The sequence below is a fragment of the Nocardia sp. CA-129566 genome (assembly GCF_050956075.1).
In the GTDB taxonomy this organism is placed as follows: Bacteria; Actinomycetota; Actinomycetes; order Mycobacteriales; family Mycobacteriaceae; genus Nocardia.
In genome coordinates this window covers 2,429,671-2,447,322 of the sequence record NZ_CP192085.1, presented here as the reverse complement: position 1 = coordinate 2,447,322, position 17,652 = coordinate 2,429,671, and the positions used below count along the sequence as shown (strand labels likewise).

15 protein-coding genes are annotated in these 17,652 nt (G+C 67.2%); 1 reads left to right on the top strand and 14 read right to left on the bottom strand.

The window, feature by feature from the left end; all coding sequences use genetic code 11:
* Positions 1 to 13: 13 nt before the first annotated feature.
* The 8 genes from ligA to ACQP0C_RS10870 all read right to left on the bottom strand — a co-directional run bounded on the left by ligA (position 14) and on the right by ACQP0C_RS10870 (position 11,316).
* On the bottom strand, positions 14 to 2,128 hold the full coding sequence (ligA, locus tag ACQP0C_RS10905) for an NAD-dependent DNA ligase LigA (RefSeq protein ID WP_433732814.1): 2,115 nt from the start codon (positions 2,126 to 2,128) through the stop codon (positions 14 to 16).
* A 90-nt stretch (positions 2,129 to 2,218) separates the two neighbouring features.
* A complete protein-coding gene (locus ACQP0C_RS10900) occupies positions 2,219 to 3,280 on the bottom strand; it encodes a methionine synthase (protein WP_433734504.1) in 1,062 nt (353 codons plus the stop codon).
* Positions 3,281 to 3,404: 124 nt separating this feature from the next.
* Complete coding sequence (gene mnmA / locus ACQP0C_RS10895) at positions 3,405 to 4,523, bottom strand: tRNA 2-thiouridine(34) synthase MnmA (protein ID WP_433732813.1); 1,119 nt, start codon at positions 4,521 to 4,523, stop codon at positions 3,405 to 3,407.
* Positions 4,523 to 5,749 (bottom strand): cysteine desulfurase family protein, encoded by a 1,227-nt coding sequence (locus tag ACQP0C_RS10890; protein ID WP_433732812.1) that lies wholly within the window; start codon positions 5,747 to 5,749, stop codon positions 4,523 to 4,525. Before ACQP0C_RS10890 ends, mnmA begins: the two co-directional genes overlap by 1 nt.
* Positions 5,750 to 5,931: 182 nt before the next feature.
* The gene (locus tag ACQP0C_RS10885) at positions 5,932 to 7,395 is read right to left on the bottom strand and encodes an MDR family MFS transporter (protein ID WP_433732811.1); all 1,464 of its coding nucleotides are present in this window, start codon (positions 7,393 to 7,395) and stop codon (positions 5,932 to 5,934) included.
* Between the two features lie 592 nt (positions 7,396 to 7,987).
* Positions 7,988 to 9,034 carry a lysophospholipid acyltransferase family protein gene (locus ACQP0C_RS10880; RefSeq protein ID WP_433732809.1) on the bottom strand — a complete coding sequence of 349 codons (1,047 nt, stop codon included), beginning with the start codon at positions 9,032 to 9,034 and terminating at the stop codon, positions 7,988 to 7,990.
* Between the two features lie 5 nt (positions 9,035 to 9,039).
* Positions 9,040 to 9,867, bottom strand: a complete 828-nt coding sequence (locus ACQP0C_RS10875; RefSeq protein WP_433732808.1) for a GNAT family N-acetyltransferase — start codon at positions 9,865 to 9,867, stop codon at positions 9,040 to 9,042.
* A gap of 177 nt (positions 9,868 to 10,044) precedes the next feature.
* Positions 10,045 to 11,316 carry an NAD(P)/FAD-dependent oxidoreductase gene (locus ACQP0C_RS10870; protein WP_433732807.1) on the bottom strand — a complete coding sequence of 424 codons (1,272 nt, stop codon included), beginning with the start codon at positions 11,314 to 11,316 and terminating at the stop codon, positions 10,045 to 10,047.
* 111 nt (positions 11,317 to 11,427) lie between these two features.
* Between ACQP0C_RS10870 and ACQP0C_RS10865 the strand changes: the two genes are divergently transcribed.
* Positions 11,428 to 12,285 (top strand): LysR family transcriptional regulator, encoded by an 858-nt coding sequence (locus tag ACQP0C_RS10865; protein WP_433732806.1) that lies wholly within the window; start codon positions 11,428 to 11,430, stop codon positions 12,283 to 12,285.
* 60 nt (positions 12,286 to 12,345) lie between these two features.
* Here ACQP0C_RS10865 and ACQP0C_RS10860 read toward each other — a convergent pair whose 3' ends face one another.
* The 6 genes from ACQP0C_RS10860 to ACQP0C_RS10835 all read right to left on the bottom strand — a co-directional run bounded on the left by ACQP0C_RS10860 (position 12,346) and on the right by ACQP0C_RS10835 (position 17,452).
* Positions 12,346 to 13,107, bottom strand: coding sequence for an ABC transporter permease (locus ACQP0C_RS10860; protein WP_433732805.1), 762 nt, complete (start codon positions 13,105 to 13,107; stop codon positions 12,346 to 12,348).
* Positions 13,104 to 14,126, bottom strand: a complete 1,023-nt coding sequence (locus ACQP0C_RS10855; RefSeq protein ID WP_433732804.1) for an ATP-binding cassette domain-containing protein — start codon at positions 14,124 to 14,126, stop codon at positions 13,104 to 13,106. The genes ACQP0C_RS10860 and ACQP0C_RS10855 overlap by 4 nt, the downstream gene beginning before the upstream one ends.
* A gap of 72 nt (positions 14,127 to 14,198) precedes the next feature.
* On the bottom strand, positions 14,199 to 14,816 hold the full coding sequence (locus ACQP0C_RS10850) for a PadR family transcriptional regulator (RefSeq protein ID WP_433732803.1): 618 nt from the start codon (positions 14,814 to 14,816) through the stop codon (positions 14,199 to 14,201).
* A gap of 135 nt (positions 14,817 to 14,951) precedes the next feature.
* Complete coding sequence (locus tag ACQP0C_RS10845) at positions 14,952 to 15,602, bottom strand: Uma2 family endonuclease (RefSeq protein WP_433732802.1); 651 nt, start codon at positions 15,600 to 15,602, stop codon at positions 14,952 to 14,954.
* 75 nt (positions 15,603 to 15,677) lie between these two features.
* On the bottom strand, positions 15,678 to 16,634 hold the full coding sequence (locus tag ACQP0C_RS10840; RefSeq protein ID WP_433732801.1) for an electron transfer flavoprotein subunit alpha/FixB family protein: 957 nt from the start codon (positions 16,632 to 16,634) through the stop codon (positions 15,678 to 15,680).
* 32 nt (positions 16,635 to 16,666) lie between these two features.
* Positions 16,667 to 17,452 carry an electron transfer flavoprotein subunit beta/FixA family protein gene (locus tag ACQP0C_RS10835; protein WP_433732800.1) on the bottom strand — a complete coding sequence of 262 codons (786 nt, stop codon included), beginning with the start codon at positions 17,450 to 17,452 and terminating at the stop codon, positions 16,667 to 16,669.
* Positions 17,453 to 17,652 lie beyond the last annotated feature (200 nt).

Below are 17,652 nucleotides of genomic sequence, written 5' to 3'. Positions count from 1 at the left end.
CCGAACAGCCGCCCTATTCCTCTGCTTCGGCGTCTCCTTCGGCGGTATCCGGTGACACCGCCGCTGGGCCCTGCTCGAGCAGGAGCCGGAATCCGGCCTCGTCGAGGATCGGCACGCCCAGTTCCTCCGCCTTCGCGGCCTTGGATCCCGGCGACTCACCGATCACCACGAACGCGGTCTTCTTGGATACCGAGCCCGCGGCCTTGCCGCCGCGCACCAGGATCGCCTCCTTGGCGCCGTCGCGGGAAAATCCTTCCAGCGAACCGGTCACCACGATCGATAGGCCCTCGAGCGTCCGCTCGATGGACTCGTCGCGCTCATCGGCCATGCGTACGCCCGCCGCACGCCACTTGTCGACGATCGCGCGATGCCAGTCGACGGTGAACCAGTCCACCACCGCGTTCGCAATGGTCGGACCGACCCCGTCGGCGGCGCCGAGTTCCTCGGCCGATGCTTGTTCGATGCGATCCATGCTGGCGAATTCCACGGCGAGCGCACGGGCGGCGGTCGGACCGACGTGCCGGATGGACAGGCCGACCAGGGCGCGCCACAGCGGGCGGTCCTTGGCGGCCTGCAGGTTCTCCAGCAGTCGCTTGCCGTTCGCGGACAGGGTGCCGTCCATATTCGCGTACAGCGAGGTGGTCAGCAGCCGCGCCTCGTCGAGGTCGAACAGATCGCCCTCATCGGTGATCGCGCCCGAGCGCAGCAGGTCCACCGCACCCTCGTAGCCGAGCGCCTCGATATCGAAGACCCGACGGCTCGCGATATAGAACATTCGCTCCCGCCGCTGCCCCGGGCAGAACTGCCCATTCGGGCAGCGGATATCGGCGTCGCTCTCCTTCTCCGGCGCGAGCTCCACACCGCATTCGGGACACACACTCGGCATGACGAATTCGCGCTCGTCGCCGGTGCGCGCGTCCACCACCGGACCGAGCACCTCGGGAATGACATCGCCCGCCTTGCGGATGGTGACGGTGTCACCGATCAGCACACCCTTGCGCTTCACCTCGGAGGCGTTGTGCAGGGTGGCCCGCGCGACCGTGGAACCCGCGATGGAGACCGGCTCCATCACCGCGAACGGGGTGACCCGGCCGGTGCGGCCGACATTCACCTCGATGCCGAGCAGCTTGGTGGTCGCCTCCTCCGGCGGGTACTTGTAGGCGATCGCCCAGCGCGGGGCGCGCGAGGTGGAACCGAGACGCCGTTGCAGCGCCGTCTCGTCGACCTTGATCACCTGACCGTCGATCTCGTGCTCGATATCGTGGCGGTGCTCGCCCCAGTAGTTGACGCGCTCGATCACCGCCTCGATGCCCTGTACCAGCTTCGTATGCTCGGAGACCGGCAGACCCCAGGCGGCCAGGGCGCGATAGGCCTCGTGCTGTGAGGTCGGGGTGTAGCCCTCGATGCGACCGAAGCCGTGGCAGATCATCCGCAGCCGACGCCGCGCGGTGACCGCCGGATCCTTCTGCCGCAGCGAACCCGCCGCGGTATTGCGCGGATTCGCGTACGGCGGTTTGCCCTCGGCCACGATCGCGGCATTGAGCGTCGCGAAATCCTCCAGCCGGAAGTAGACCTCGCCGCGCACCTCGAGCAGTTCGGGGATCGGGAACTCCGCCGACGGCGTCAGCTCGCCCGGGATGTCCTCGATGGTGCGCGCGTTGAGCGTGACGTCCTCACCGGTGCGTCCGTCCCCACGCGTCGCACCGCGCACCAGCCGCCCGTTCTCGTAGACCAGGTTCAGCGCGACGCCATCGATCTTCACCTCGCACAGATAGTGCAGATCCGATCCGGTCTCCGCCTCCACCCGACTCGCCCAGGTGCGCAGCTCGTCGAAGTCGAACACATTGTCCAGCGACAGCATCCGCTCCAGGTGGTCCACGGCGGTGAAATCCGTCGCGAATCCGCCGCCGACCAACTGCGTCGGCGAATCTGGTGTGCGCAGATCAGGGTGCGTGTCCTCCAGTGCCTGCAGTTGGCGCAGCAGCTTGTCGAACTCGCCGTCGGAGATGATCGGCGCGTCTCGGACGTAGTACCGGAACTGATGCTCCCGAACCTCGTCCGCGAGCCGCTGCCACTGCACTCGCTGCTCCGCGGTCGCTGGCTCCGCCACGATGTCGCTGTCACTCACCCATCGCACATTAGCCGAGCCCACTGACATCCAGCCGCCACATTCCCGCACGTCGCGGCGGACTCATCGCACGGATCGTGGCGCCCGGGGTCAGGTGAAGTCGAGCGATTCGGGTTCCTCGGCGTAGGCGCGTGCCACCTCGGTGGACAGGCGCAGGGCCGCGCGAGCCCAGTCCAGTGGGGCACCGGCCAGACCGCAGGCGGGGGCGACGAGGACCTGGGTGGCGAGGGTCGAGCGGCGCAGGCCGAGGCGGTCGATCAGGCGTACACCGGGCTCGGCGATGTCGCGCCAGGTCGGGGGTTTGGCGGGCCGGGTTGCCGGAACGAGGCCCAGCGCCACTTGCTTTCCGGTATCGAGGATTTCGCCGATATCGTCCAGATCTCGGGTGGCGATGGTGACCATATCGAACCCGATGGCGGCGGCCGCGCTGCCGCGCAGGAAGGACAGTGCGGGCGACTCGGCGCAGCTGTGGACCAGGACCGGAGTGGATTGCGCGGTGATGACCGCGTCCAGGACGGCGAGTGCTTCCGGTTCGGGGACGGCGCGCACGGTGTCGAGGACGCTGACACCGCGTAGCGAGCCGTTCAGCACCTCGGTCAGCGACGGTTCATCCAGTTGCAGAACAACTTCCGCGCCGAGGCGCTTGCGCACCTCGCTCGCATGCCGATCCAGGCCCTCGGCGAGGGATTCCGAAATATCGCGCACCGCACCGGAATCGGTGAGTGCGCGGTGACCACCGGGCAGTTCGAGCTGGGCCGCCAGCGTCAGCGGACCGGCGGTCTGCAGTTTGACCGTGCGACCGGTACCCGCCGAACCCGCTGTCTCCCACGCCTCTTCGAGTGCGTCGAGGTCCGACCTGAGCAGATCGCGAGCGCGTCGGGAGACCGCACCCGGCCGGGACACCAGCCGATAACCCCGCGCCGTGGTGTCGAATCGCATATCGACCAACAGCGCGGAAACACGGCCGATCATGTCCGAACCGGCACCGCGCCCCGGCAGTTCGACCAGATGCGGCAGTTCCGGCAACTCACCGATGATGGTGGCCGCGGCCTCGCGCGGATCGGTGCCGGGCCAGGACCCGACGGCCGTCGCTATCCCACCCGGGATCCGGACGGGTGCCTTCGCCTCGAGTTCGCCCCATTCCCTGGCGATTTCGCTCACTGCGCTGCCCCTATGCGGGGTGTACACCCCATTGTGTGATGGATCCCGGTCTGCGCCGAGATGACGCAGAGGGTGAACCGATCTCGCTTGCCGCCTCGCCCGATGTAGGCGCCGCTCACTGGGCGGTGCTCGCGCCCGCGCCGACCGAGTCGGACGCGTCGCGCGAGGTGGCGGTAATGGTGCCGCTGCCGATCACCTGATCCCCCAGGGCATCCGGGCGGTACAGCACCACGGCCTGGCCACGGGCCACACCGGTCAGCGGCTCGCGCAGCCGCACGGTCAGTCCGTCGCCGTCGGCCTCGGCAATGGCCGGTGCGGTGCCGCCGTGTGCGCGCACCTGCGCGACACAGTCGATCGACCCCTCGGGCGCGGAGCCGGAGGTCCAGATCGCGCGGTCGGCCGCAACGGTCCACACCTGCAGATCCGCGGCGGAGCCGACACGAACAGTGCCGGAGTCCGGATCGATTTCGGTGACGTAGCGCGGCTTGCCGTCCGCGGCCGGACCGGGCAGCCCGAGTCCCTTGCGCTGACCGATCGTGAATCCGTGCACGCCTTCGTGATTTCCGAGCACCTGGCCGTCGGCGTCGACCACCGCACCCGGCCGAATGCCGATCTTCGCACCGAGGAAGGCGCGGGTGTCACCGGAGGGGATGAAGCAGATGTCATGGCTGTCGGGCTTATTCGCCACCGCGAGCCCGCGTTCGGCGGCCTCCGCGCGAATCTGTGGCTTGGGGGTGTCGCCCACCGGGAACATGGCCCGCGACAGTTGCTGCGCGGTCAGCACCGCGAGCACATAGGACTGGTCCTTATCGGCGTCGACCGCCCGGCGCAACACACCGTCCTCGAGCCGCGCGTAGTGTCCGGTGACCACAGCGTCGAAGCCGAGTGCCACCGCGCGATCGGCGAGGGCGGAGAACTTGATCTTCTCGTTGCAGCGCAGACACGGATTCGGCGTCTCACCGGCCGCGTACGCGGCGACGAAATCGTCGATCACGTCTTCCTTGAAGCGGTCGGCGAAATCCCAGACATAGAAGGGGATGCCGAGCACATCGGCGGCCCGCCGGGCGTCACCGGCGTCCTCCTTGGAGCAGCAACCGCGCGAACCGGTGCGCAGTGTGCCCGGTGTCGCCGACAGCGCCAGATGCACGCCGACCACCTCGTGACCCGCGTCGACGGCACGTGCCGCCGCCACTGCCGAATCCACACCACCACTCATCGCGGCGAGTACCCGCATCAGACACCTCCCTTCGCACCGGCCAGACCCGCGGCCCTGGCCCTTTCCACTATCCGGGGCAATACATTCAGCACCGCGTCCACATCGGCACGCGTCGAGGTGTGCCCCAGTGAGAACCGCAGCGAACCGCGCGCCTGCCACGGTTCGACGCCCATGGCGATCAGCACATGGCTCGGGGCGGCCACACCCGCATTGCAGGCCGATCCGGTCGAACATTCGATTCCGGCCGCGTCCAGCAGCATCAGCAGCGAATCACCCTCGCAGCCGGGGAAAGTGAAATGCACATTGCCCGGCAGTCGCCGCTCCCCGACCGGACCGCTCAGTACCGCATCCGGAACGGCCGCGCGGATACCCGCGATCAGATCATCGCGCATCGCAGCCAATTCCGGTGTGCGCGTGGGCAACTCGGCCACGGTGCGATCCAATGCGGCAGCCAGTCCGACGGCCGCCGCGGTATCGGAGGTCCCCGAGCGCAGATCGCGCTCGTGCCCGCCGCCGTGCAGCAGCGGCACACACGGCACCTGTCTGCCGAGCAGCAGGACACCGACACCGTGCGGCCCACCGAGCTTGTGCCCGGCGAAACTCGCCGCCGACAGCGCGCTCGCCGCGAAGTCGATCGGCAGCTGCGCGGCGGCCTGGATCGCATCGCTGTGCATCGGCACGCCGAATTCCTGTGCCACCGTGGCCAATTCGACGATCGGGGCGATGGTGCCCACCTCGTTATTGGCCCACATGATGCTCACCAGCGCGACCTCGTCGACATGCTCGGCCAGCGCCGCCCGCAATACCCGCGGCGATACGACACCGTCGGCGTCCACTGGCAGCCAGGTCACCTGGGCGCCCTCGTGCTGTTCCAGCCATTCGACCGCGTCGATGACCGCGTGATGTTCGGTCGAACCCGCGATGATCCTGGTCCGGCGCGGATCGGCGGCGCGGCTGGCCCAGTAGATGCCCTTGATCGCCAGATTGTCGCTCTCGGTCCCGCCCGAGGTGAAGATCACCTCTGACGGCCGGGCGCCCAGATCGGCGGCGATCGATTCGCGCGCCTCCTCCAGCATCCGCCGTGCCGTGCGCCCCGATCCGTGCAGGGAGGAGGCATTGCCCGTCATCCCGAGGGCAGCCGTCATCGCCTCGATCGCGGCAGGCACCATCGGAGTGGTCGCCGCATGATCGAGGTAGACCGTCTTGGGCGCACCGTGGACCGGACCCGAAAAAGCCGACTTCATGACCAGTAAAGGATAGCCGTCGGCCTTTCGTCGTTATTCCCGCCCGATCGCAGTGACCGGCGAGCCGACGGCGCGCCCGGTGTAACGAACTGCGCCATCGGCGTGTTCGACGTGACCGACACCGCTGCCGACGCACTGTCGGCAGCGGTGTGAGCGGCGAGGCGTTCGGTCCGTCGCGGCGATCAGCTCTGCACCAGCTCGTGGGCCGGCGTCTCGGTGCCATCCGAGTCCTGCGGTGCGCTGGATCGGCTCGGGAGCAGCACTGCCATCACGATGACGATCAGCGCCAGTGCGGCGGAGATGGCGAATGCCAGGCGCATGCCGTCGAGGTGTGCGGTGATCGGATCGGTGCCGTCCGCTACCAGCGCACTGCTGCGGGCCGACATCACCGTCACCACCAGGGCGGTGCCGAAGGCCGCGGCCACCTGCTGCAGTGTGCCGAGCATGGAGCTGCCGTGCGAGTACAGGCGCTGTGGGAGCGCGCCGAGCCCGAGCGTGAAGACCGGGGTGAAGGCCGCGGCCAGCGACACCATCATCAGGACGTGCAGGATCAGCAGCTGCCAGTACGGCATGGTCATCGATATCCGGGTGAACCCGGCGAGTGCGGCGGCGACACCGATCGAACCGGGAATCACCAGCACTCGTCCGCCGAACCGGTCGAACAGCCGCCCGACCGTCGGGCCGAGCAGACCCATCGCCAGTCCGCCCGGCATGACGAGCAGTCCGGTCTGCAGTGCCGACAGACCGCGCAGATTCTGCAGGTACAGCGGCAGCAGGATCATCGATCCGAGCATCGCCAAGAACGCGACCGACATCAGGATCAGCGCCTTGGTGTATGTGCCGAACAGCAGGATACGCAGATCCAGCAGCGGGGCTCCGGTGCGCTGCAGTCGTAGCTGACGGGCCGCGAAGACACCGATGAACGCCAGTCCGGCGACGACGATCACCGCGGGTGTGGCGACATTGTGGGTCTCGAACCGGCTGAGCCCGTACACCAGGCCGCCGAAGCCGACCGCGGCGAATGCCACGCTGGACCAGTCGATCGCACCGGTCTGCGGTTCGCCGATATTGTCCAGTTTGCGCAGGCCCAGCCAGGTGACCACCGCAGCGATCGGCAGCACCAGCCCGAAAAGCCAACGCCACGAACCGACTTGGAGTACCACGCCGGACAGGACCGGGCCCATGGCCGGGGCGACCGAGATGGCGAGGGTGACATTGCCCATGACCCGGCCGCGGTCCTGTTCGGGGACCACCGTCATCAGGGTGGTCATCAGCAGCGGCATCATCACCGCGGTACCGCCGGCCTGGACGATCCGTCCGAGCAGCAGCACCTCGAACGACGGGGCGACGGCGGAAAGCGCTGTGCCCGCGATGAACACACCCATGGCGATCGCATAGGCCCGGCGAGTCGTGACCCGCTGCAGGAACCATCCGGTGACCGGGATGACGGCCGCCATGGTGAGCATGAACGCGGTCGACACCCACTGCGCCGTGCGCTCGGTCACCTCGAGGTCCGCCATCAGCCGCGGGATCGCGTTGATCATGATGGTTTCGTTCAGAATCACCACGAAGGTCGCGAGCACCAGCAGCCGGACTACGGTCGGGGTTCCTCGTCCGGTCGGACGGACGGGTCTATCTGCGGGCATCGGGTACCTCCGGGCGTTCGTATAGGACGATATGCGGGCCGGGAGCGGCGCCACATGAGATCAGACGGGACCACTTCGCCTAACTAATCGGTCCCGCCCGCGCTCAATGGCTACCGGGAGACTTCGGCGGTCGCGAGTCGCTGTGCCGGCCGTCCGGATCGTCGGTTGGAAGCGACAGTGTCCCATTGCGTTCGCGGATCTTCACCAGGTTTTTCGCTGGCCGTGCCGGTCGCAACCGACCTCGCCGCCCAATACGGCAGGTTCTCGTATTCCCAGCGGCTGTTCTCGGCAAGCAACACGTCGCTCGCCGAACCGCGGGCGGTTCACCCACGAGCTCGCGTTCGACCTGCCAGCGCAGCGCCGGATCCGAGTCCAACAGCCACGCGATCGAGGCCTGCTCCGCCATGGCGCGACTTCAGCGCCGCATCGACGGCGCGCCCAGCGAAACGGACTGCGCCGCCGAAGTGTTCAGCGGGCGTTCAGTCCGCACCCGTGCTGTGCCTCGACCGGACCCAGGCCGACCGTGGCACTGATCACTGGGAGCGGTCCACCGCGCCGAGGCGCGAGCAGGTCGATATCAGAGAAACCGCGATCAGGCCTGGGCCGCCGCCGAACCCTCGACAGCCTGGTGACCGGCGGCCCGGCGGCCGGAGCGACGGAACGGTCGCAGCCGCGACGGCCGCCGCACGGCTTGTGTCGCCTCCGTCTCGACAGACTCTGGATCCTGCACCCGGGTGGCCGTTGCCTCGATCCACTCCGAGGCCTCGATGGCGCCGTGGCGCGACAGGTCGGCACCACGGACGGCCTGTTCACACCGGCGGGCCAGGTCGCGCCGATCGAGTCCCGGATATTCCACCGGCGCGAGCACTACTTCGGCCACCATGCCGCGCGAGCGCAGCACCCGCTTCGCCGAGCTGCCGAAGGAATCGTCGCCGACGAATCCCGGAATGGTCGACTGCGTACCGCGCGCGTCGAGGTAGCGCAGCCGCACCGGCTGCACCGAGGTCGCGGTGTCCACGGCGGCTTGGAAGAGCGCGGGCCGCATGGTGCCGTAGGCGCGGCCGCACCAGGTGGTGCCCTCGGGGAAGACCGCGATCCGATCGCCCGACGCCAGCCGTTCACCGATGCGCGCCACCACGCCGGGCAGTTCGCGCAGCCGTTCGCGTTCGATCGGGATGACCCGCATCAGCTTGGCCAGACCACCGAGCAGCGGCCAATCGACCATATCGGCGCGCGCCACGAAGCCGAGCGGCTGCACGGCGGCCAGGACGACGACATCGGTCCAGCCGATATGTCCGGCCACGATCAGCAGACCTTCGCCCGGATCGCCGAAGCGCGCATCCGTCGACCGACCGGCATCGGGTCGACCGTCGCCCCGGTTGTCCACAACACGCAACCTGATCCCGAGACAGCTCAGCACAGTTCGCGCATAGCGCCGCTGCAGCTGTTCACGCCGACCACGCGGGGTGACGACATTGACGACCGGAAAGCTGACCAGCAGCCCGGCCACGCCGAGTAGTCGGCCGATGACCCGTGCGGTACCGATCTCATCCACCGGATCGATGCAGCCGGGTCCACACGGACTCGACGGCATCCACGCGTGCGCGGTGCTCTGTGCGGGCGGCGCGTCGAACACCATCTGCCTCACCGTCCCCCGTCGAGTGCATTGGCGGCGTCTTGTAATCGGTTGAGGTAGCGGGTGTTGATGGTGTCCAGGCCGAGCAGTGCGACGAAGTCGGCGACCGCGAAATCCGGATCATGCGCCGGTTCGCCGCAGATCTCCGCGCCCAAGCGCAGATAGCCGCGCAGCAGCGGCGGCAGCTTCGGGCGCGCGGGCGGGGTCATTTCGTCCAGCGTCAGTCCGTCGACGATCACCGGGTTGTAGGGGTGCACCCGCCGCTCGGGATCGGATCCGTGGCGGCCGAGCAGCATATCCCGCACCCCGCGCACGTTCACCCCGGCCGGGTCGGCGGGGGTGTCCTGCATCGGCACCGATACGCATCCCATCACCCACTCGTATCCGGTGAGCTGGATGTAGTGCAGGATGCCCGCCCACATCAGGGTGAGCACCGAGCCGTTGCGGTGGTCGGGCACCACGCAGGCACGGCCCATCTCGACGATCCGGTTGCCCGTCGGATCCAGTTGGGTCAGATCGAATTCGGTGGCCGTGTAGTAGCCGCCCGCGGCATTCACCTTGTCCGGCGGCAACATTCGGTAGCAGCCGACGAACTCCTCGGTGCGGTCATCGCGGACCAGCAGGTGGTCGCAATGTTCGTCGAACCGGTCCGCGTCCAGACCGGTTCCGTTGTCGGCGATCTGGAAGCCGGGCTCAGTGGCGAAGACGCCGTAGCGCAGCCGCTGGGCGGCCAGCCGATGCTCCGCATCGGAGGAAACGACCAGGGAATACCGAGACCGTTCCGCCCCGGAGTCCGTCGGTCGAGCCGGGGCTGTCAGCACGGACGAAATACTCATATCCGTGATGAAGCCAGCCCGAAACAGCGCCGGAGCGACCTCGAAGTGTCGCCTCGATGCCGGTTCGGTGAACGAGATGATGATCACACCGAGCGTTCACCGAACCGTCGCAATGCGTTCGGGTCTCCGCTGCGCTATCGCCGCCTTTTGCCTGATCGGCAACCCTTTTGAGATGGATCAAGCGGCGTCGCGCTCCGGCAGGCGCACCGGGTCCCGCGCCGAATCCACCTCGTCGAAGCCGGGACGACCCGTGCCGATGAAGGCGACCAGCCACGAGGCCACCGCGGCGAAGCGATTGCGGAATCCGACCAGGTACAGCAGATGTACCGCGAGCCACATGGTCCAGGCGATCACACCGCGGAAGGTGATGTGCTCGTTGAGCTTCACCACCGCGCTGAAGCGGCTGATCACCGCCATGCTGCCCTTGTCCCAGTACTTGAACGGGGTGCCGGGCACCTTCTTGCGGCGAATGATGTCGGCGGCGTGCCTGCCCTCCTGCATGGCGACCGGCGACTGTCCCGGGTAGCCGTTGAGCGAGGTCATATCGCCGATGGCGTAGATATCGGCGTGTCCGCCGACGGTCAGGTCGGGATTGATCAAAAGCCGTCCGGCCCGGTCGGTTTCGCAGCCGGTGGCCTCGGCCAACAGCTTCGCGAACCCGCCCGCCTGCACACCGGCCGACCATACGACGGTCTCGGCGGCGATCCGGCGCTCGACGCCGTCCTTACCCTTGACGGTGACCTTGCCGAGTTCGATATCGGTAACGAAGGTGCCGAGCAGCACCTCGACACCGCTGTTGGTCAGCGATCCCTTCGCGTACTCCGACAGTCCGCCACCGAAGGGCGGCAGCACCTCGCCCGCACCCTCGACCAGCGTCACCGAAACCTCTTGGTGGTAATGCCGTTTCGCGAGTTCCTTCAGCTGACCGGCCACCTCGACACCGGTCGCGCCGGCGCCGACCACGACAAAGCTCAGCAGCCGCTTGCGGGTCTCCTCGTCCGCGTCGGCGGCCTCGGCGAACACGCGCTCGATCTGTGCGCGCAACAGCTTCGCGTCATCGATGGTCTTGAGCGAGAACGTCTTATCGGCGAAATCGTCGCGGCCGAAGTACGACTGCGAGGCGCCGGTGGCGGCGATCAGCGAGCCGTAGCGGATCCGGGTGCGCGCACCCTCGTGCTCATAGGTGATCACCGCGTTGTCGGCATCGATGGCGACCACCTTGCCGAGCCGGACGTCGGCCTCGCTGTGCCTGCGCAGCACCGAGGCGATCGGCGGGGCGATCTCGTCGGAGGCCAGCACACCTGTCGCGACCTGATAGAGCAATGGCTGGAAGAGATGCTCCGGAGTGCTCGAGATGAGAACGTACTTGATACCCGATTTGGCCAGCTGCTTTGCGGCGGCAAGCCCCCCGAATCCCGATCCAATGATGACAACATCTGCGTCTTCCATGACAGCCTCCTTCTCTCATTACCAACCGTCATTCGAACCGCAGATATTTCACGTGTTCAGGCGCATAATAGAGATGACTCTTATCTGGATTGCTCATGAATCGAGGATGACGTGGAGCTTCGCCAGCTCGCCTACTTCGTCGCGGTATGCGAGGAGCTGAGTTTCAGCAGGGCCGCGGCGCGCTGTTATATCTCGCAATCGGCGATCAGCCATCAGATCGCCCGGCTGGAGCGCGACCTCGGCGTAGCGCTCTTCGAACGTTCGACCAGGGCCGTCGTGCCGACCGACGCGACCATGCGGCTACTTCCACTGGCTAAACAGATGCTGAGCCTGGAATCGGCCATCCGCGCGACCGTGCGCACCTCCGGCCATCGGATCCGGCTGGCCGCCAATATGTCCTTCGCGACCCGGTCCCTGTCCGCGATCGCCGGTGCGCGCGCCACGCATCCGGACGCCGAGATCGAATTCGTCATCAAACCGTTCCGTCAGCGGATCACGGCGGTGGCCGATGGCGACTGCGATCTCGCACTCATTCGCGGCAGCGTCGATGAGCCCGGTCTCGCCGTGGAGAAGCTGTGGGTCGAGGATCTCGTCATCGCCACCTCGGCCGCCCATCCGCTGGCCATCCGGGAGCAGGTGACGCTGGCAGATCTGAGCCCCTACCCCCTGCTGCTCCCGCCCGAGCAGGAACAGGTCCTGCTGCACACCGTGATTCGCGCCGCCTTCGCCGATCTCGCCGCTGGCCCCACATTCGGCCCGCCGATTCCGCCGGACCACACCGCGACCATGGAGCTGATCAACCGACCCGACGCTTGGACCGTGCTCTACGCCGACAGCCCGACCGAGGGCCTGGTGGTGCTGCGACTGGCCGAACACCGACTACGCATTCCGGTCTCGGCGGTCCTGCGCAGCGACACCCGCCGCTCCCCGATCTTGACCACCCTGCTCTCCGGCCTGCACCGACGCTGAGATCCGCTGCCGTATCGCGGCAACAGATCTCGCGCCCCTGTCTGTCGATATGCCCGCCGGTCAGGCGTTTTCGCGGGTGAAGCCGCGCGCGCCGATGACCATCGCCACCGCCGCGACCACCAGCGTGAGTCCGGTCCCGAGGTACACCTCGGAGGCGCCGAAGTCACCGCGGAACAGCGCCCTGGCCGCATCGACGGTGTGCGAGAACGGATTCACCTTCCCGACGGTGCGCAGCCAGCCCGGCCCGACGCTCAGCGGCAGCAGGATGCCCGAGAGCAGCATCAGCGGCACCGCGAGGCTATTGAGCACCGAGGCGAGCACATCCTCGGACTTGGCCCACAGCCCGAGTGCATACGATGCCGCGGCCAAACCGGCGGCCATCACCGCGATCAACAACACCGACAGCACCAGCCCGAGCGGATCCGGCCGAACTCCGAAGGCCGCCATGGCAACTCCCACGAGTACCAGCGCCTGCACGACCAGCACGACCATATCCTTGAGCACGCGCCCGGTCAGCAGCGCACCTCGGCTCGCCGGAGTGACCCGCTGTCGTTCGACGACCCCCGCGCGCAACTCCGCCACAATGCCGAATCCGACATAGATCGCGCCGAACAGTCCGGTCTGGATGACCAGCGCCGGTGTGAGCAACTCCCACGGGTCGGAATCCGGCCCCAGCGCCGGCGCGATGCCCTTGACCAGCGGCCCGAACAGCACCAGATACAACACCGGCTGGGACAGACCGATCAAGACCCACACCGGATTTCGCAGATTGGCCCGCAACTGGGACCAGAAGATCAGTCCGGTCTCGCGCATGAACCTCATGAGTGACTCGCTTCCCGCAGCGAACGCCCCGTAATGGTGAGAAAGACATCGTCGAGGCTGGGACGTTTGACAGTGAGCGCACCGGGCACGAGACCGCGCTCGTCCATGGCGCGCAATAGGGGGACGACCGCGGAATCGCCGCGATCCACGGTGAGATGCACCAGCGCCGCACCGATCCGGTCGGCGCCGATGTGCTCCGAGCGCACCACCGAGCGCACCTGGAGCACGGTTTGCGCGACCTCGAGCGCGAGATCGGCATGGCCGTTATCGATTTCGAAGCTCACCACATCACCGGAGATGCGCCGCTTGAGTTCATCGGGCGAGCCCTCGGCGACGATGCCGCCGTGGTCCATGATCAGCAGGCGGTCGCACAGCGCGTCGGCCTCGTCCAGATAGTGGGTGGTGAGCACGACCGTGGTGCCCCGCACCCGCAGACGCTCGATGTGCTCCCACAGATTGGCCCGGCTCTGCGGATCGAGGCCGCTGGTCGGCTCGTCGAGGTAGATCAGATTCGGTCCGTGCACCAGGCCGAGTGCGATATCCACGCGGCGACGCTGGCCACCGGAGAGCTGGCGGCATTTGCGCCCACCGAGTCCGTCCAGGTCGAGGGCCACCAGCAGCTCTTCCGCATTGCTCCTGGCCTGCGCCTTGCTCAACCCGAAAAGCCTGGCCTGTAGGACCAATTCGTCGATGACCAGGGCATCGTCATTGGTCATGCCGCCCTGCGCGACGTAGCCGATGCGCGAACGCACGGTCCGCTGCTCGGCCGCCAGATCCGCGCCGGAGATGACGGCCTCGCCCGCGGTCGGGGCGATGAGCGTGCTGAGCATTCGCAGCGTCGTGCTCTTACCCGCGCCGTTGGGGCCGAGCAGACCCAGGATCTCGCCCTCGTACACATCGAAGTCGACGCCCGTAACCGCTTGTACGGGGCCGGTTTTGGTTTCAAAGGTTCGCGACAGCCCGCGCACCCGGATCACCGAGGTGCTGGTGCGTGCACGAACGGAGTCGATCGTTTCCACCTGCACAACGGTAGGAACGATCGACCAAATAGTCAAGCTTTACTATTCAGACTTGATCAACACGGCGGGCCGTCATTTCACGGTCATCGGCCCACCGTCCACCCGCGACCAGTTCGTCCACACATCCAGCTCACCGCTCTCGATCCGCTCCAAGGTCTTGCGCGTCCAGGTCAGGTCCGCGCGAACATGGTCGGCGGCCAGTCGCATGGCATCGGCGACATGATGCGGTTCGGTCTCGGCCGGATTGCCGGTGCCCGCGAGAATCCGCTGCTCCTCGCGCTCCAGGAAGACCAGATCCGATTCGAATTTCAGAATGCGCGCGCGCATTGCCGCGATGACCTCATCGCGCGGCAGATGCGGCAGCAGCGCCACCGCCGCGAAATACGGGTTCTTCGGCTGTTCGGAGCTCCACACCGCCTCGCGCACCATCTCGCCGAAAACCTTCTCCCCCTCGACGGTCAGGCGATAGCTGGTCCGCTCCGGACGCGCCCCCGCCTGCCCGACGCCCTCCACCTCGATGAGCTTCTCGCGCTGCAGCGTATTCAGCGCCCCGTACACCGATCCGGGCTTCACATTCGCCCAATCGTCGGCATGCCAGGACAACAGCTCGCGCCGAACGTCATAACCGTGCACCGGCTGCAGCAGCCGCACCACCGCGAGCACCAGCATCCGAGTCGTAGGAACAGCCATATCCGCAGGTTATCGCACGCGGCGGAGGTCTCATGAAAATGCAAGTGGCCCCGGCTGTTTCCAGCCGGGGCCGCTCGAGTGCGTGGGTAATGACGACGAAAGGAAGAGGGATTGACGGGCGCAAGACCGCCGCGGTCAGTAGGCGAGCGCGGTCCACGGAATATCGATCGGGAACGGGTGCGTGAACGACACTCGCTTCTCGCCGTCGTTCACCCATTCACCGACGAGCCGATATTCAACCGGATGCAACGGGGTGACCCCATCAGGCAAAGGCCCGTACCCGGTTTCCAGGCCATATGCGCGAATCCTCGCAATGGCACTGACATCGGAATCGAGCGTCACCTCCCAGTACCACGGGATCCCGGCCTTCGCATACCGGCCTTTCTTGGCCTCCATATCGGGCCCGGAGTTCGACGGTGAAAGCACTTCACCGACAAGCAGTGTGTCGGCGGCCCGTATGTCCTGGTAAGGCGGGAGGCAACGGAACACGAGAAAGTCTGGAGTGAGGAAGTCCGATTTTCCGCTCGTCCCGAGGAACACGTTGGTCTCGAACTCGGCCTCCCAGCAGGCTCCAGGGTGCTCCGACATGGTTTCGCGCGCGCACCGCTCGATTTCGTGAACGATGCGGCGGCTGAACCGCTGATGTTCCCGGGGACCGCGGCGCATCCACACCACGCGCCCTTCCCAGAGCTCGATCTGCTCCGCAATCTCTTCGGGCAGACGTTCCAGTTCCTCCCATGTCATGTGGTCGGGCAGGTCTGGACGCTCGATACGGGGCAGCGACATGCCGCAATGATAGCCGTGGAAACACCCGTGGCCCCGGCCGTTACCAGCCGGGGCCACTCGAAAAAGCGCGGGAACTCAGCCCTTGTGCGCCTTGACCGCCTCGGTCAGCTGCGGGGCGACATTGAACAGGTCGCCGACGATGCCGTAGTCCGCGATCTCGAAGATCGGGGCCTCTTCGTCCTTGTTGACCGCGACGATGGTCTTCGAGGTCTGCATGCCGGCGCGGTGCTGGATGGCGCCGGAGATGCCGAGGGCGATGTAGAGCTGCGGGGAGACCGTCTTACCGGTCTGACCGACCTGGAACTGACCCGGGTAGTAGCCCGAGTCGACCGCGGCACGCGAGGCGCCGACGGCGGCACCGAGCGAGTCGGCCAGCGCCTCGACGACCGCGAAGTTGTCGGCGGAACCGACACCGCGACCACCGGAGACGACAATGCTCGCCTCGGTGAGCTCCGGACGGTCGCCACCGACGACCGGCTCGCGCGAGATCACCTTCACGACGCCCTCTTCCTGCGCGGGCACCTCGACGGCCACCTTCTCACCCGCACCGGCCGCGGCCGTGGCCTCGATGGCGCCGGGGCGCACCGAGATCACCGGCACATCGCCGGTGGCCTTGGCGTCGACGGTGAACGCGCCACCGAAGATGGAGTGCACGGCCGAACCGTCGGACTTGACGTCGATGACATCGACGAGCAGGCCGGAGCCGATGCGCGCGGCGAGGCGGCCCGACACCTCCTTGCCCTCGGCGGTGGCGGCGACGATCACGGCGGCCGGGGCGACCGACTCGACCAGACCGGCGAGCACGTCGACCTTCGGGGTCACCAGGAAGTTGTCCACATCGTCGGATTCGGCGATGTAGATCTTCGCGGCACCGGCGGCGGCCAGCGCGTCGGCCAGCTTCTCACCGGTACCGGCCGGACCGGTCACGACGGCGGCGGGCTCACCGAGTGCGCTCGCGGCGGTGAGCAGTTCGGTGCTGACCTTCTTGATCGCACCGTCGGCGTGCTCGACGAGCACAAGTACTTCTGCCATTTGTGTTCTCTCCTAAGCAGTCTCGGGCGGGATCAGATGATCTTCTGGCCGACCAGGTACGCGGCGATCTTGGTGCCGCCGTCGCCCTCGTCGGCGATCTTCTCGCCCGCGGTGCGCGGAGGCTTCGGGGTGGCCGCGGTGACGGCGGTGCCCGCGTTGGCGACACCGACGGTCGACGGGTCGACGCCCAGGTCGGCCAGCGTGAAGGTCTGCACTTCCTTCTTCTTCGCGGCCATGATGCCCTTGAAGGACGGGAAGCGCGGCTCGTTGATCTTCTCGGTGACACTGACGATGGCCGGGAGGGTGGCCTCCAGCTTGAACACGCCCTCGTCGGTCTCCCGCTCGCCGGTGATCTTGCCGCCGTCGACGGTCAGCTTGCGCAGGTGCGTCAGCTGCGGCAGGCCCAGGTACTCGGCGATGATCGCGGGTACCGCACCGGCGCGACCGTCGGTGGCCTCATTGCCCGCGATGACCAGCTCGACACCCTCGACCTGGCCGAGCGCGCTGGCCAGCACCCACGCGGTCTGCACGGCGTCGGAGCCGTGGATGGCCGGATCGTTGATGTGGATGGCCTTGTCGGCACCCATGGACAGCGCCTTGCGGATGGCCTCGGTGGCACGGTCCGGACCGGCGGCCAGCACGGTGACCTCGCCGCCCTGGGCCTCCTTGATCAGCAGCGCCTCTTCGACGGCACGCTCGTTGATCTCGTCGAGGACGGCGTCGGCGGCCTCGCGGTCGAGGGTGAAGTCACCGTCGGTCAGCTTGCGCTCGGACCAGGTGTCGGGAACCTGCTTGATGAGTACGACGATGTTCGGCATCGGTCTTCGTCGACCTCCTGTTCTGGTTTACACGTATGTGGTGGTCGCACGAACTCGGCCGTACGTCCTTGTTTGTAGCTCAGGGCGTGACACTACCCTACGTTAAGTTACTCACGGGTAACTTAGTTGCTTCTCTCTCACAACGGTGGTCCTGGCGATAAGGTGCGGTACCCCGGGTGCGGGTGTCCCGCAGGGATTCA